The following is a 15879-nucleotide window of genomic DNA, read 5'->3' as shown; positions in this document are numbered from 1 at the left end:
ATACTAAATATAGCAAATGGTGATCAACAAGAAGGTGATGGGCATGGGGTGGTTTAGTAATTCTAAAAAATCAAATAATGATTTAATCGTTACGGCATTAAATAAGTCACTTGCGGTGATTGAGTTTGAACCTAGCGGCATAATTATTACGGCGAATAATAACTTTTTAGATGTAATGGGTTACCCCTTAGAAGAAATTCAGGGCCAGCATCATTCAATGTTTGTATCTAAAAAAGAAGCTCAGAGCAGTGAATATAAAAGCTTTTGGCAAAGCTTGAAAGGCGGAGAGTTTATTGCTGATGAGTTTCAGCGGATCAGTAAAAGCGGCAAAGATGTGTGGATCCAAGCAACTTATAACCCCGTTAAGGATGAGCATGGAAATGTTATAAAAGTTGTGAAATTTGCCAGTGATATTACGGCGCAAAAGATGCTTGCTGTTGAAGCTGCGGGTCAAATTGCTGCTATTAGTAAATCTCAAGCGGTGATTGAGTTTGGTTTAGATGGCAGCGTGTTGATCGCGAATGACAACTTTTTGCAGACATTTGGTTATCAGTTAGAAGAAATAGTCGGGCGGCATCACCGTATATTTATTGAACCTGAGGTTGCTAAAAGTGAGCAATACCAACTGTTTTGGCAAAAATTAGGTCATGGTGAATTTGACTCAGGTGAGTACTTACGTATCGCTAAAGATGGCAGTGAAGTATGGATCCAAGCATCTTATAACCCAATTTTTGATCTCAGTGGCAAACCTTATAAGGTGGTTAAATATGCGACAGACATCACAGCTCAAAAAGAATTAGAAAAAGAATCAAAAAGGGATGCTGATCTATCGAGCGCATTAACGATCTGCCAGGCGAGTGTGATGATGGCAGACAATGATTTACAGATAGTGTTTGCTAACAATCAATTAAAACAAATGTTCCAAGCCAGACAAGGTGAGCTGCAGAGTGTACTAGGTGATTTTTCCGTCAATAGTATAGTGGGCTCAAGTATTACGGCATTTTTTGAAAATACAGCACAACAGGTTCAGTTGTATACAAACTTGACCGACTCTATTGAGTCAAAACTAGAAATTGCATCGTTAATTTTTAATATTATTGCGACCCCTTGGTTTAATAAAGAAGGTAAGCGCTTAGGAACAATAATTGAGTGGCAAGATTTAACCGAAAGTATTAAAAAATCGACTGCTGAAAAACGTGCTGCTGAAGAGAATTTACGTGTACGAAGAGCGCTGGATCGGGTTGCCACAAACACCATGATTGCAAATACTAAAAACGATATTATATATATGAATGAAGCGGTGCAAAATATGATGCGCGCCGCAGAGCAAGATTTACGACGCGACTTACCTAATTTTGATTGTAGTCAGTTAATAGGGCAAAACATTGATGTATTTCATAAAAACCCAGCTCATCAACGCAATCTGTTAAGCAAGCTAACCGATACTTACAGTGCAGAGATACTTGTAGGTGGGCGCACCTTTGGCTTAGTTGCGAACCCTATTTTTCCCCAGAAAATGAACGTATTGGCACTGTGGTGGAGTGGGAAGATCGAACAGCCGAAGTCGCAATAGAAAAAGAAATTGCTGACTTAGTCAGCTCTGCACGCAAAGGTAATCTAGACGCTCGTGTTACAGAGCAAGGTAAGGGCGGTTTCTTTTTACGCTTAGCTAAAGGTCTAAATGGTTTAATTGGTATTGTTGATGATGCTGTCACCGGTACTGCTAATATGCTTGATGCGATGGCCAATGGTGATTTATCAAAACGGATAGAGCAAGAGTATCAGGGGTCGTTTGAAAAACTCAAGCGTGATGCCAATACCACGGCTGATAAATTAACGGAAGTCATTAATCGTATTAATACCTCGGCAACCTTAGTGGCAAGTGGAGCAGAGGAAATATCTCAAGGCAACGCTGATCTAAGCCAGCGTACAGAAGAGCAGGCCTCATCGCTTGAAGAAACAGCATCTAGCATGGAGGAAATGACCAGTACAGTACGTCAAAATGCTGATAATGCAAAAGTGGTTAATGAATTAGCAGAAGAAACGCGCGACAAAGCGCAGCAAGGGGGCGAAGTTGTTAATCGCGCGGTGATCAGCATGTCGGCAATTAATGAGTCGAGTAAAAAAATTGCCGATATTATTAGCGTGATTGACGAAATAGCATTTCAAACTAATTTATTAGCTCTTAATGCCGCTGTTGAAGCTGCTAGAGCTGGTGAACAAGGGCGTGGCTTTGCTGTCGTTGCCGGCGAAGTGCGTAATCTAGCGCAGCGTTCCGCGGGGGCTGCAAAAGAAATTAAAGAGTTGATCAGAGATAGCGTTGGTAAAGTTGAAGATGGCACTTTATTAGTAAATGAATCAGGAGCCACTTTAAAAGAAATTGTTATTGCAGTACAAAAAGTAACTGAAATGATATCTGATATTGCAGCAGCATCCGAAGAGCAAAGTTCAGGTATTGAGCAAGTCAACAAAGCTATTTCGCAAATGGATGAAATGACCCAGCAAAATGCGGCCTTAGTTGAGCAAGCATCCGCGGCCAGCGAGTCAATGTCAGAGCAAGCGAATGATATGACCCGGTTACTGAACTTTTTTACTATAAGTCAGCAAGACGCTGTAATTAATACTGCATCAGTAACTCCTACTACCGCGCCACCACGTAGTAATAATATCCGTAGTAAAGCGCGAGGTAATAACTTTGCTAATTCAGCTGATGAATGGGAGGAATTTTAACGTTTTTTGCAATCGCATTACTAGTTAAGCCTCTGTACTTTGAAAAATCCAGAGTCTTAACTTTTAGCAATTTTGTTAATATTCAATCGCAGCTCAGTCACGCCTATTGCGAGTAATTGTAATGAAAGAGTTTTTACTAACCGACCATGATTTCAAGCAAATAGCTGCAATAGTTTATGACGCGTGTGGCATTGTATTAGGTGATCATAAACGAGAAATGGTCTATTCACGTCTTGCTCGTCGGCTCAGAACATTGCAGCTGACAAATTTTAAACAGTATTTAGCTTATTTAGAGGCACATAAAGAGCAAGAATTTAGTGATTTTATCAATGCAATAACAACTAATCTGACTTCTTTTTTTCGTGAATCACATCATTTTGATTATTTGCAATCCCATGTAATACCCAAGTTATTAGTGACAAATAAAAGCACTCGGCGAGTTCGGATATGGTCTGCAGGTTGTTCAACTGGGGAAGAACCCTATTCTTTAGCTATGACCTTACATGGGTTATTTCCAGCCGATTGGGATGTGAAAATTTTAGCCACTGATTTGGATTCAAATGTATTAGCTAAAGCACAATCAGGTACCTACACTGCGGCTAATGTGAATGGACTTGAACAACATCAATTACAGCGCTGGTTTTTAAAAACTAAAGATGGTGAGTTATTCAAAGTTAAACCTGAATTACAGCAAAAAATTCATTTTAAGCGGTTGAATTTATTACAAGACTGGCCAATGAAAGGGCCTTTTGACGTGATCTTTTGTCGTAATGTGGTGATTTATTTTGATAAAGAAACAAAAGATCAGTTATTCCACCGTTATTGTCATATTTTAGCTGAACATGGGTACCTATTATTAGGTCATTCTGAAACCATGGGAAAGGAGCATAGTGAGTTTAAAAACTTAGGTAAAACTATGTATCAGAAGGTGATTTATGGATAGTCATTTTAAGCCAGTATTACATGGGTTTGAGCATATTAAGCGGTTTTGGGACTCAGGTCAGCGGCAAGTTATTGTTAAAGTATTGCCTGGTGAGTTTTACGTGTCAAAAAACGATGAGGTGATTTCCACTGTGCTAGGTTCATGTATTGCTGCTTGCATTTATGATGACAAGCTTGGTGTGGGTGGCATGAATCACTTTATGTTACCGATTGAAAAAGGCGTAGAGCCAACTAGTGCGCATAACTTAAATTGTCGTTATGGTAACTGGGCGATGGAGTTTTTAATTAATGAAGTACTTAAAAATGGCGCCTCTAGGCAAAATCTAAAAATAAAACTGTTTGGCGGCGGTAAAATTATTCGCTCGATGACAGATATTGGCCTTGGTAATATTCGCTTTGCTTACTCTTATGTGCAAGAAGAAGGGCTAGAATTAGTGTCTCATGATGTGGGGGGCCTTGGCCGCGTAAGGTCAATTTTAACCCTCAAACAGGCAAAGCGCAGGTTAAAAAATTGCGCGACATGCACACTGATGTGATTGAAAAACGCGAAGTCCGTTATTTACATGATATCGAAGAACAAGATTCTAAAACCGATATTGAGTTATTTTAAGGGGTAAAAAATGGTCAAGGTGTTAGTGATTGATGACTCGCCATTGATTCGACGAGTATTGACGGAGGTACTGCACCAGGCTGATGATATTCAGGTCGTAGGGTGTGCAGAAGACCCTTATCAAGCACGAGAAATGATTAAGCAACTTAATCCCGATGTGCTGACTTTAGATATTGAAATGCCGAAAATGGATGGCATTAGTTTTTTGAAAAACCTAATGCGTCTACGGCCTATGCCTGTGGTAATGATATCAACGCTCACCCAAAAAGGTTCACCGATGACTTTGGAGGCGCTGGAATTAGGGGCAGTTGATTTTATAGCTAAGCCGACAGTCAATGTATCTGAGCAATTAAGCCAGTATGCTAAATTAGTGCAACAAAAGGTCCGTACGGCAGCGTCGGCAAGAGTACGGCCTTTTAAATTAAGCCAAGTACAAGCTATCGAAACGTTAAGTAATGCACAGTTTAGTATCAATAAGGTTTTGGCGATTGGAGCTTCAACAGGAGGAACAGAGGCGATTAAAGAGGTGCTAATAAGAATGCCAGAAAACTGCCCTCCGATCGTTATCACGCAGCATATTCCACCTGTGTTTAGTAGTTCATTTGCTTTGCGCATGGATAGGACATGTACTATCAATGTCAAAGAGGCGCAGCAAGGCGATAAGTTAAAAGCTGGCTGGGCTTTTATCGCCCCAGGTGGTCAACACTTAAGCGTTATACAGCAAGGAGGCAGCTTATATTGTCAGCTTGATGAGAGCGAGCCGGTTAACCGTCATCGTCCTGCGGTTGATGTATTGTTTAACTCGCTGGTTAAACTGTGCCCTAAAAATACCATCGCAGCTTTATTAACGGGTATGGGGAGCGATGGTGCGCAAGGTTTACTGGCGCTAAAACAGCATGGTGCTTATACCGTAGCGCAAGATGAACTATCGTCAGTGGTATGGGGCATGCCTAAAGCCGCTGTAGAGATCGGAGCAGCTTTAGCGGTGGTCTCGCTTGATAAAGTGACGCAGCATCTACTAAACCAAGCAATGAAAAAGTAGTCACCTTATAAACTTGAGCTGATTATCCCGGGCTCAGGTTGATAATTATCAAGGGATTATATTTTTACTGCACAATTACCCACGGTTGTGAAAACCAATAATAGCTATTCTTATGAGCAATTGATGGTGCTGTGCAGTTAAATCGTGATCGCCCTTGAGCTAAATTTTTCGGTGAATTTATGGTCACAGTATCAGCTGCTGACCAGTTTAGTTTTGCCTGACCGATGCCCGATACATAACAAGCTAGCTGACTTTTATGAAAGTCTCCCATATTAAATTTAATGCTGATCTGAGGTGGGTTTTGGCTGGTCACGCTATCAATATAAGTAAGCTCTTGGATTGAAAATGCGCGAGAGTTTAGTTTGGTCACTAGCGTATCAAGCTTGCTATAAAACCCAGAAGCCGGAAAGCGTGGTAAACGGCTAAAATCAGAATCTTTGTTGATGGCACCAGAGTGTTGGCCAATACCAATAAAGCCCAACTCTTTCACTAAACTTTGTAATTGGTTATTAAACTCGCCATATGGATATGCTAAGTATTTATAGTCATGGCCAATTTCTTCTTTGATCCGTTGTTGTGATGACAAAATATCTTGCTTAATACGCGCCTGCCATTGTTGGGGTGTTTCATCGGCTAATTTACGATGTAGGTAATCATGTTGTGCGCTGTGATTGCTGATCAGAGCACCTTTTTTGGCAAGTTCTCTGAGTTTATTCCAGCCCATTACATAGCCTTTACCTTCATCAATCAATTTTGGATTAACGAAAATCGTATAGGGGTAAGCAAACTTTTCTAATATCGGCGCTGCTTGTTCATAATTATTGTTGTAACCATCATCAAAGGTAATAGCGACGGTTTTATCTGGTAAACTTTGGCCTTGTTGTAAAGCAGATAGTAATTCATTCAGTGGCACTACGTTAAAGTCATGCTGTTTTAGATAGTTTAAATGCTCAGTGAAGGTTTCTGCACTGACACTGGTGACTGCTGGCAGGGTCTCACTGACATGGTGATACTGTAAAATAACTGCGCTGTGAGCAGGTAAAGATAGACAAAAGAGGATCGATAGCAGACTGTGAAAAAATTTCTTAATCGTCATAAAGCACACCATAAAAGCTTGCTGTTGTTAGCTGGTCCAATGATATTATCAAATATAACCGTGCCACTGTTAGGAATAGTTGATACTGCAGTAATAGGGCATCTTGGTAGTGCTCATTTTCTTGCCGGAATTGCCTTGGGCGCCACGGTAATTTCATTGCTATTTTGGTTGGCGGGCTTTTTACGCATGAGTACCACAGGGCTGGTTGCGCAAGCTTATGGCAAGAAAGATTATCCTCAATTAGCCGGATTATTAAAGCGCAGTTTAGTATTAGCGCTTATCGTGGCATTTTCTTTAATTGCTTTATCGCCACTTATTAAAAATGCCATAGCTTACCTTTCTGGTTCAAGTGCGCAGGTGCTCGCACAAGCTTATAGTTATTTTGAAATTCGTATTTTTAGTGCTCCAGCGGCATTATGTAACTTGGTATTATTAGCTTGGATGTTAGGGATTCATTACGGTAAAGGGCCTTTTTATTTATTACTAGTTACTAATATCACCAACATTGTTTTAGATATTTATTTTGTTGTGTACTTAGATTGGCAAGTCGCCGGAGCTGCTTGGGCATCGTTGATTGCCGATTATACCGCGCTATTATTTGCATTATTCTTGGTTTTTAGGTTGGCGAAAAAAATGACTGTGCCGCTATTTTTAGGTGGGTGGTTTAGCCGAGATAAAATGTGGGCGTTATTAAGTCTTAACCGTGATATTTTTATTCGCTCCTTAATTTTACAACTGTGTTTTAGCTTTATGACCTTCTATGGTGCACGCATTGGCGAGGTAACGCTTGCGGTAAATGCTGTATTACTGAACTTTTTAATGCTAGTGAGCTTTGCTCTTGATGGTATTGCCTATGCAAGTGAAGCAAAAGTTGGCCAAGCAAAAGGTCAACATAGCGTACGGCGTATAAACTTATGGGTAAAAATAAGCGTATTTTGGGGAATGCTATTTGCTTTTTGTTATAGCGTGTTTTTTGCATTGTTTGGTTCGCAAATCATTACCTTATTAACAGATATTCCTGAAGTGATCAAAGCCGCCAATGAATACTTACCATGGTTGATTTTTATGCCATTAGCGGCAATGAGTTGCTTTTTGTTTGATGGTATTTTTGTTGGCCTAACCAGAGCTCAAGATATGCGAAATACCATGCTAATTTCAGCATTAGTTGGATTCTTTGGCGTGTTTTGGGTGTTTAATGCTTGGCAAAATCATGCGCTTTGGTTAGCAATGACCTGCTTTATGCTACTGCGTGGCATTACATTGGTCGTACGTTATAAGCAGTTGCAAACAGCGCAGCAGTTACTGAATTAATAGAAATAGCAATAAATCTAAAGTTCACTTATAACTTTGGATTTATTGTGCTAAAACGGCGTCGTTAAGCACTGTTTATTTTAACTTCGATTCGCATCTTGGGATGGCTTGGATATATGACTGAACTTTATCATTGGTTTGATTTAATTGGCATCGCCGTATTTGCCATGTCAGGCACTTTAATTGCCTATGATAAAAAAATGGATGGCTTTGGAGTCGTGGTACTGGCGACGGTCACCGCGATAGGTGGTGGCACAATTCGAGATTTGATTTTAGATGTTCCGGTATTTTGGTTACACGACCAAAGTTATTTTATCGCGATATTTGCATCTGTCTTTGTTACCACGCGATTGATCAATAAGCAAAAATCAATTCCTTTATATCATTTACAAGTTGCAGATGCGTTTGGTTTAGCGTTCTTTGCTGTAATGGGGGCGCAAAAAGCATTGCTCGCGGGGATGCCAGCTACAACCGCAATTATTATGGGGGTGATCACCGGTTGCTTTGGCGGAGTAACGCGAGATGTGTTGGCAGGCAATATTCCTATGCTATTAAAAGGTGAGCTATATGCAATTACTTGTATTGCTGGTGGTATTGTTTATACCCAAGCAATTGTATTGAACATTGAAACAGAGATAGCGATGGTGTTAGCGATGTTAACCACCTTGCTGTTACGCCTTGCAGCAATGAAATGGCAACTAACACTACATATTTTTAAATATCCTGACTAGACTGTAAAGAACAGAACGTTACAGGGACAAAGGATGTCATTAGCTCGAATTTATTCTCGTGCCCAAGTGGGCATTCAAGCACCTGAAGTGATCGTTGAGGTGCATCTAGGTAATGGTTTACCAGCATTTCATATTGTAGGTTTGCCCGAAGCCTCAGTAAAAGAAGCCAAAGATCGTGTACGCAGCGCATTAGAAAACTCTAAATTTGGTTTTCCAGACCAACGCATTACAGTCAATTTAGCACCTGCTGATTTACCCAAAGAAGGGGGGCGTTTTGATTTAGCGATTGCGGTTGGTATTCTCATCGCTTCAGAGCAAATTGTTTGCACTGATATTGAACGCTATGAATTTTATGGTGAGCTGGCACTGAATGGCGAAGTGCGTGGCGTGAATGCAATACTCCCATCAGTTTTAGCTGCTAAAGCACAAGGGCGTTGTTGTTTTTTACCTTTAGTAAATGACAGTTTAGCGAGTTTAGTAAATGGCGTTGAGCGCAAAGCGGTCTCTTCTATCCAAGAAGTATGGAGTGATTTACTCAATCAGCAGCCTTTACCTCTTAATATTAGCTACCCAGAACAGCAACATAGCGGTGTTGAGTTCTTAATTGATTTAAGTGATGTAAAAGGCCAGCCTGGCGCAAAAAGAGTGTTAGAAATCGCTGCGGCGGGTGGCCATAATTTACTTTTTTGGGGCCACCTGGTACGGGTAAGTCAATGCTCGCGCAACGTATGCCGACTATTATGCCGGGCATGTCCGATGATGAGGCACTTTCCACTGCAGCGTTGTATTCAATTATTGGTCAAAGTGTCGATCTAACTAACTGGCGCAAGCGACCATTTCGTAATCCTCATCACACATGCTCCGCTGTGGCGCTAGTCGGAGGCTCTTCAAACCCAAAACCAGGGGAGATTTCACTGGCACATAATGGCGTATTATTTCTTGACGAACTACCTGAGTTTGAACGTAAGGTGCTTGACTCATTACGCGAGCCAATGGAGACAGGCACTGTAACGATTTCAAGAGCGGCAAGGCAAATGGAGTTTCCTGCACAGTTTCAATTAATTGCGGCTCTTAATCCAAGTCCTACGGGTTGTCATAATGATAAGCGCGCAACTCCGGATCAAGTTATGCGTTATCTATCGCGGGTATCAGGACCATTTATTGACCGTATTGATTTACAAATAGAGCTACCACGTTTAAGCAGTGCGCAATTGCAAAGCACTCAAGAAGAACAAAGTAGTGCGACTGTGCGCACGCGGGTCGAGGCGGCATATAATCTGCAATTGCGTCGCCAAGGTAAAGTCAATGCGCGACTTAATAATAAAGAAATGAGTGTGCATTGTGCGCTTGCAGCGCCGGAGTTACAGTTTTTAGCTAAAGCCAGTGAAAAGCTATCATTATCGCCACGCTCTTATCATCGAGTGATCAAAGTAGCGCGAACAATTAGTGATCTAAAAGGGCAAGATAATATTAGTTTAGATGAACTAAAAGAGGCACTCAATTATCGTGCATTTGAACGTTTGTTATCACAATTAACCCAGTATTAGTGGTTAGATTGCATTAAATTGACAGCATGTAGCCTTTACCGCGTACCGTAACAATACGCTTTTGGTCTTTTTCGTCACTCAACTTTTTACGTAAGCGGCCAATTAAAACATCAACAGTTCTGTCATTTGGACTCCAATCTGGCTGGCCAATTTCTTCTGATATTTTTTCACGAGACGTGGCTTTTCCTGCGTTTGAGATCAAACAAATTAACACTTTATGTTCCGCTTCAGTGAGCCTAGATTCAATGCCATTAGCAGTGATTAAAGTGCGGTTGTCTGGATGCAGTTTGAAGTCAGCATATTCAATGAATTCTTCGCTTTCATCGCTACTGTTATTATTACTTTTTAAGCGCTTATAAAGTGCTCTTATACGTAGTTCAAGCTCTAATAAATCAACTGGTTTACAAATATAGTCATCAGCGCCTTGGGCAAGTCCGGCAATACGATCGGCTTGAGAATCTCTGCTTGAAAGCATGATCACACCAATGTCTGTGAGGGTGTTGAGTTCTTTTGCTAAATGTAAGCCATCACGTTTAGGTAATACTATGTCAATAATTGCTAATGATATGGCATCATGATTATTAGCGCGAGATTGCACTATTGCTAAGGCATCAGCGCCAGTTGCATCATTCTCAATGCAAAATTCAGTCTCTGCAAAATGATTGAATATACGTTTTACTAATAGTTCGTCATCTTCAACCAATAAAACATGAATAGTCATAGTATCTTAATTACCTTTAATGATGCCTCTATGTTATCACTCATTCGTAAAAGGTGAGAAGGGCGATTTTTAGTATTTATGCACTATTTAGGTGATTATTTAATTATTATCAACAGGTAAACATACTAGGTTTACCTGTTGAACAGAATAAAAGCTACTTTTCAGGGTATAAGTACTGCCACCACTGTGGTTGCTCTTTTAAATGCTTATCGAAGTAGGCAAGCATAGTATCCCACCAATCAAAGCGTTGATCGCGAGCAAAAATTTGATGGTCCGCCCCTTTATATTCAATAAGGTCAACATCTTTGCCTAGTAGTTTCAGCGCAGTATACATAGTGTGACTTTCGCCTACAGGTACATTGGTATCAGCATCACCATGTAATAGCAGTAGCGGTGTGGTTACTTTGTCTGCATGGAAAACCGGACTATGTTGGCTGTATAGTTCACTATTATTCCAAGGATAGCTGTTTTTAGAGGCTTCGCCAGAATATAAATAGCCCCACCAACCGTGACCCCAATACGAGGTAATATTAGAAATCCCCGCGTGTGCGATTGAGGCACTAAACATGTCTGTTTTAGTGGTCAGTAACATAGTCATAAAGCCACCGTATGATGCGCCTAAATTACCTAAACGATTTTTATCAATAAATGGATACTGTTTTAATAGTGCTTGGGTACCTTGCATAATATCGTCAGCAGTATATTGACCCCACGCATTCACATGCTTAGCAGAGAACTGTTGGCCAAATCCAGTTGCACCGGTCGGTTGCACTACATAAACCACATAGCCATGCTCTGCCCATAAATTGAAAGGATAACGCCCAGTAAAACCACGAGTAACCGGTGATGTACCGCCATAGTAATATACTAATGCTGGGTAGTGTTTGTTCTTATCAAGATTGCTTGGAAAGTAAACACGACCTTTAATTTCAACACCTGCGGTATTGATGAAGTTAAATTCATCTAAGCTGGCTATATCGGTATTTGCATACGCTTGTGGTTTAGAATCCCACAATGTGGTTGCGGTGTTTTTATTAATACTTAACTGTTTTAATTGCTGTGGAGATGATGCATTAGAGCCGCTAACTAAAATAGCTGGGCTGCGGTTGTTTGAAAAACTGAATTGTTCAACTACATCAAAACCTGTTTTGAGTTTGCTAAAGCGTTGTTTGCTTTTATCGTACAGGTACAAAGCAATCGTATCTTGCTCAGTGACTTTAATGAGGGCATCGCCATTAGCGAGCACTTCAAGTTGACCAATGGCAGGATCAAATTCACGACTTAATGGTGCTGCATTTTTACCATGATCAGTTAATAGGTAAAGCTGTCCATCATAGTTGTTAGCAAGCATATTCTCAGGTAGGTTTCTGCCTAAACCATCTTTAAAATCAGGACCCGCAGTGACATAAATGTCATCACCTGTGTATTTAGCTTGATTAAACGTAGCAAACTGACCAATAACTGTGTTGCTCGCATTGGCAATATTCAATTCCACTAACTCAGTGGTGGGGTGAGTCGACGCTTGCATTACTTGCACACCACGACTCAGTAATACCGTACCACGTTTGCTATTAAAATCTTCAATACTGTGACTAAGTGGTCCTTGGCTTATTGTTTTACTCAGGCCTGTACTTATATCTAATAAGTAAGCTTGTGAGGTTGTGCGGGCATATGACCAACGATCTTGTAAACCTTGGTAGTGTTTAGTTAGGCTGTTATCAGCTGCTGGTGATTTGGACCAGCTGAAGATTAAGCTGTTGTTATCGTAATATGCAAAGTCACCCGCGCCCTCTAGGTTGCTGGCAATCACTTTAAGATTAAGGGTTTTTCGATTTAATTGCTTTAACTTTCCATCTAATAGATAGACTAAATAATTATTATCGGGGCTCCAAATAATGTTACTCGGTTGACCCGACTCAAAACGGTAAACTGTTTGATTATCATCATTTTTTAGCTCTGTGATCACATTTGCTTGATTGCCAGTGCTATCCTGATAATGACGTTTTGCCACTAAATAGTGTTTGGCATCAGGTGCTAAAGATAGTGAACTAACCGTTGTGGCATCAAACAGTTGTTTAGCAGATAAACCGTGTTGCTCTTTATTGCTAAAAGTTAATCTATCAATTGCTGCTTTAGGGTTGAAATCAACGTCAACATCGTGCCAATTAGCAACTTGTTCAGCAATAATCACTATTTGGTGATCGCCTTGCGGTAATGCCAGTTCATAGCTTTCTTTTGTGACTGATTGTTTTTCACCATCGATAAACAACTGCGCTTTTTCGATACCTTTAAGTGTCAATGTGCCTTGGCTAAAGCGCTCTGCATGAGCGGTAAACTTTAATGCTTGTAGACCACCAAGAGTTAACGCATTTACTTTGTCTAAGGTTTGCCACTTTAATTTTTCGCCAAATACCGTAATACTTGTTGTTGGTTGTTGAATGCTAGGTAATAGTGCGTTAATAATCGCATCTTGATGCTCAGTTTGATATGGCTTTAGCTGCATGTCAGCTGCAATTGGGCCAATAAACTTAATATCTGCTTTATCTAATGGTGCAGCGACTAAAGCGCTACTTAATGTGCTTAAAGTTAACACCGCGAATGTGGTTGTTAGGCGAGGTGCTTTACCGCGCCATAGTGAACTAAAATTCATTATTGAGCCTGATGTAGGGAATTTAATTTAATATAGCATGTGGTTGTGGTGCCAAAAAGTGCTCTGCGATGGATTTCATTGCTCAGCAGCGTAAGGTTTGAGGTTAGGGGCTACACTTGGTAAGGTGTATACCTAAGGGGGTATAATTGACTGACTGGCTAAGGGGTAACAGTGACATTATTAATCGTTTACATGGTTGCGGCGATTACGATTTCTTTTTTATGTTCGATTATGGAAGCCGTACTATTGAGTATTACGCCAAGCTATGTCGCAGTATTGCGTAAAAAAGCCTAAGCTAGCCAAACGTTTTGAGCAATTAAAAACCAATGTAGATCAGCCTTTAGCTGCTATTTTAACCTTAAATACGGTTGCCCATACTGCAGGTGCTGCCGGTGTAGGGGCACAAGCCGCGGTGGTTTTTTCTGATGCGGCGGTGGGAATTGCTTCGGCGATAATGACATTGTTAGTATTGGTGCTGTCAGAAATTATTCCAAAAACTCTGGGCGCAAAGCATTGGCGAACGCTTGCACCTATGGTGACCCAAGCATTACAGTATTTAGTCATCGCACTAAAGCCTTTTGTGTGGCTTGCTGAAAAACTCACCGGTATATTGGGCCGTAATTACAACGAAGAGTATTATATTCGTCAAGAAATTGAAGCTATGGCTGATATGGGGTCGCAATCAGGTGCTTTGCATCAGGAAGAGTCTGAAATCATCCGTAGTTTATTGCATTTTCGCCACGCTAAATTAGATTCATTACTTACCCCGCGTACCGTCTTGTTTAAAGTGCATAAAGATTTAACTGTAAATCAGTATTTAGCTGAGCATGGTTCAGCGTCGTTTTCTCGAGTGTTGGTATATGATAAAAATGGTGATGATATTATCGGTTTTGTACATAAAAACGATATTATGTTGGCGTATCATCGATTGGGCGAGAACTATAAAATCAGCAAGTTGATAAAACCTATTTATACTGTGCCAGAGACCTTATATGTACCTACTTTATTACATACTTTGTTAGCTGAGCGCACTCATATTTGCTTAGTGGTAGATGAATATGGTGATGTGCAGGGGATTGTGACGCTCGAAGATATGATTGAAGCGTTAATGGGCTTTGAAATTGTAGACGAGCATGATCAATCAGCTAATATGCAAGCAGTTGCTAAGCAAATGTGGCGTCAGCGCTTGGAAAGTAGCAATAAATTGTTAAGCGCTGAGAATACCATGGCGAAACGAAAAAATTAACGTCGGCTATGACTATTTAATGAAACCATATGTAGCCATGATTGCGCCCAGCGAATAAATTCAGTTTTGCCTTTTGGGCGACTGATCAAAAAGCCCTGCATTAAAATGTGCTCTTTAAAACGCTCCAAGTATTCAAGCTCCTCAACGCGCTCAATGCCTTCAGCGACAATTGTTAAGTCATCTTGAATAGCTATATTCACTAAGCTACTAACAATGACCTGAGAAAATAAATCACTTTCAATATTACTGATCAAGGTACGATCTATTTTCACCTCAGTAAAAGGCAGTGTTTTTAATTGTTGTACATTGGTAAACCCAGTGCCAAAATCATCAAGAGAAATACCAAAACCACGCATTCGCAAACGGTTTAGAGTTTCTAGCTGTGCTGAACTGGATAAAGCATGCTGTTCTGTGATCTCTAAAATAATTTCACTTGGGGTCAATTGATTAAGGTGTAAAATTAAAGCCAGCTTATCTGGGCAGCTTAAATCTTCTAGCTGGCAGGGAGACAAATTAAAGGCCAGTTTAAGTTTGTAGCCTAAACGAGTTTTTATTTCTGAGAAATCGCCTGTTGCCTTTTCAAACAACTGAAATGTGATTAGGTTAATTAAATCTAGATCTTCAGCGACACAAATAAATCGCTCCGGTAAAAGTACTGCGCCTTGTTCCGCGGTCACTATTCTGGCTAATACTTCTATGCTTTCAACTTTATTACTATTACGGTTTACTTTTGGTTGATAAAACGGCGTTATCTCATTATGACTTATTGCATGCAGCAATTGCGTTTCAGAAATTGGTTCTGTGGGTTTTTCAGTATGACAAGCTAAATACTCTAGTTTTTGTAGCAGTGTATAAACTTGGTTGAGTTGCACTGGTTTGGCGATGTTACCAATTAAATGTACATTATTTTTTCGGGCTAAATCAGCCGCCAAATCAATGATTTTTGAATTCATTTCCGAAATAATGACAATTGCGCCTGGATATTGGATATCGCCAAGGTGGCGAATAAGCTCCATGCCATCCATGTCTGGCATATTCAGGTCAGTAAACACGGCGTCAAAAGTATATAGATTCGTTTTTACTTTATTAAGAGCGTCTTGAGCATTCAAGCATGTAGTTACATTGGGCACATTAAGCTCATTTAAGATAGCCTGCATCACTACTAAAATAGCTTTTGAATCATCAACGACCAGAATGCTGCGTGCTAATTTTGTCATTTTCTTCCCTGAAATAAAATTTACTTGTTAACTAAA

General features: G+C 40.3%; 10 protein-coding genes and 3 pseudogenes. 9 read left to right on the top strand and 4 right to left on the bottom strand.

What is annotated here, in order from left to right; genetic code table 11:
- Positions 1–43: 43 nt before the first annotated feature.
- The 5 genes and pseudogenes from P4S61_RS22910 (at position 44) to P4S61_RS07495 (ending at position 5324) form a co-directional block, all read left to right on the top strand.
- Positions 44–1573: a PAS domain-containing protein gene (locus tag P4S61_RS22910; RefSeq protein ID WP_442961551.1), complete on the top strand. Its 1530-nt coding sequence runs from the start codon at positions 44–46 to the stop codon at positions 1571–1573.
- The gene (locus P4S61_RS22905; RefSeq protein ID WP_442961550.1) at positions 1537–2730 is read left to right on the top strand and encodes a methyl-accepting chemotaxis protein; all 1194 of its coding nucleotides are present in this window, start codon (positions 1537–1539) and stop codon (positions 2728–2730) included. Before P4S61_RS22910 ends, P4S61_RS22905 begins: the two co-directional genes overlap by 37 nt.
- 121 nt (positions 2731–2851) lie before the next feature.
- A complete protein-coding gene (locus tag P4S61_RS07505) occupies positions 2852–3673 on the top strand; it encodes a CheR family methyltransferase (protein WP_145237825.1) in 822 nt (273 codons plus the stop codon).
- Positions 3666–4282: pseudogene (cheD, locus tag P4S61_RS07500) on the top strand (chemoreceptor glutamine deamidase CheD). The gene P4S61_RS07505 and the pseudogene cheD overlap by 8 nt, the downstream one beginning before the upstream one ends.
- Before the next feature lie 10 nt (positions 4283–4292).
- Positions 4293–5324, top strand: coding sequence for a protein-glutamate methylesterase/protein-glutamine glutaminase (locus P4S61_RS07495; RefSeq protein ID WP_145237831.1), 1032 nt, complete (start codon positions 4293–4295; stop codon positions 5322–5324).
- 64 nt (positions 5325–5388) lie between these two features.
- Here P4S61_RS07495 and P4S61_RS07490 read toward each other — a convergent pair whose 3' ends face one another.
- Complete coding sequence (locus P4S61_RS07490) at positions 5389–6420, bottom strand: polysaccharide deacetylase family protein (protein ID WP_145237834.1); 1032 nt, start codon at positions 6418–6420, stop codon at positions 5389–5391.
- Here P4S61_RS07490 and dinF point away from each other — a divergent pair.
- From dinF to P4S61_RS07475, 3 genes and pseudogenes are all read left to right on the top strand, one after another.
- Positions 6397–7731, top strand: coding sequence for an MATE family efflux transporter DinF (gene dinF, locus P4S61_RS07485; RefSeq protein ID WP_182731732.1), 1335 nt, complete (start codon positions 6397–6399; stop codon positions 7729–7731). The genes P4S61_RS07490 and dinF overlap by 24 nt on opposite strands.
- A gap of 116 nt (positions 7732–7847) precedes the next feature.
- Positions 7848–8462 carry a trimeric intracellular cation channel family protein gene (locus P4S61_RS07480; protein ID WP_145237840.1) on the top strand — a complete coding sequence of 205 codons (615 nt, stop codon included), beginning with the start codon at positions 7848–7850 and terminating at the stop codon, positions 8460–8462.
- A 33-nt stretch (positions 8463–8495) separates the two neighbouring features.
- Positions 8496–10009, top strand: a pseudogene (locus tag P4S61_RS07475) (YifB family Mg chelatase-like AAA ATPase).
- 13 nt (positions 10010–10022) lie between these two features.
- Here the strand turns inward: P4S61_RS07475 and P4S61_RS07470 are convergent.
- Both P4S61_RS07470 and P4S61_RS07465 read right to left on the bottom strand, forming a co-directional pair.
- Positions 10023–10730, bottom strand: a complete 708-nt coding sequence (locus P4S61_RS07470; protein WP_182731734.1) for a response regulator transcription factor — start codon at positions 10728–10730, stop codon at positions 10023–10025.
- Between the two features lie 154 nt (positions 10731–10884).
- Positions 10885–13380 carry an alpha/beta hydrolase family protein gene (locus P4S61_RS07465; RefSeq protein WP_145237850.1) on the bottom strand — a complete coding sequence of 832 codons (2496 nt, stop codon included), beginning with the start codon at positions 13378–13380 and terminating at the stop codon, positions 10885–10887.
- A 171-nt stretch (positions 13381–13551) separates the two neighbouring features.
- Here P4S61_RS07465 and P4S61_RS07460 point away from each other — a divergent pair.
- Positions 13552–14626: pseudogene (locus tag P4S61_RS07460) on the top strand (CNNM domain-containing protein).
- Here P4S61_RS07460 and P4S61_RS07455 read toward each other — a convergent pair.
- Entirely contained in the window at positions 14623–15843 is a 1221-nt protein-coding gene (locus P4S61_RS07455; RefSeq protein ID WP_145237856.1) for an EAL domain-containing response regulator, read from the bottom strand. The pseudogene P4S61_RS07460 and the gene P4S61_RS07455 sit on opposite strands and share 4 nt — an antisense overlap.
- Positions 15844–15879: the final 36 nt, after the last annotated feature.

It is taken from the genome of Pseudoalteromonas sp. B160 (assembly GCF_037162485.1).
GTDB classification, from domain to species: domain Bacteria; phylum Pseudomonadota; class Gammaproteobacteria; order Enterobacterales; family Alteromonadaceae; genus Pseudoalteromonas; species Pseudoalteromonas rhizosphaerae.
This window is presented reverse-complemented; position numbering and strand designations above follow the sequence as displayed.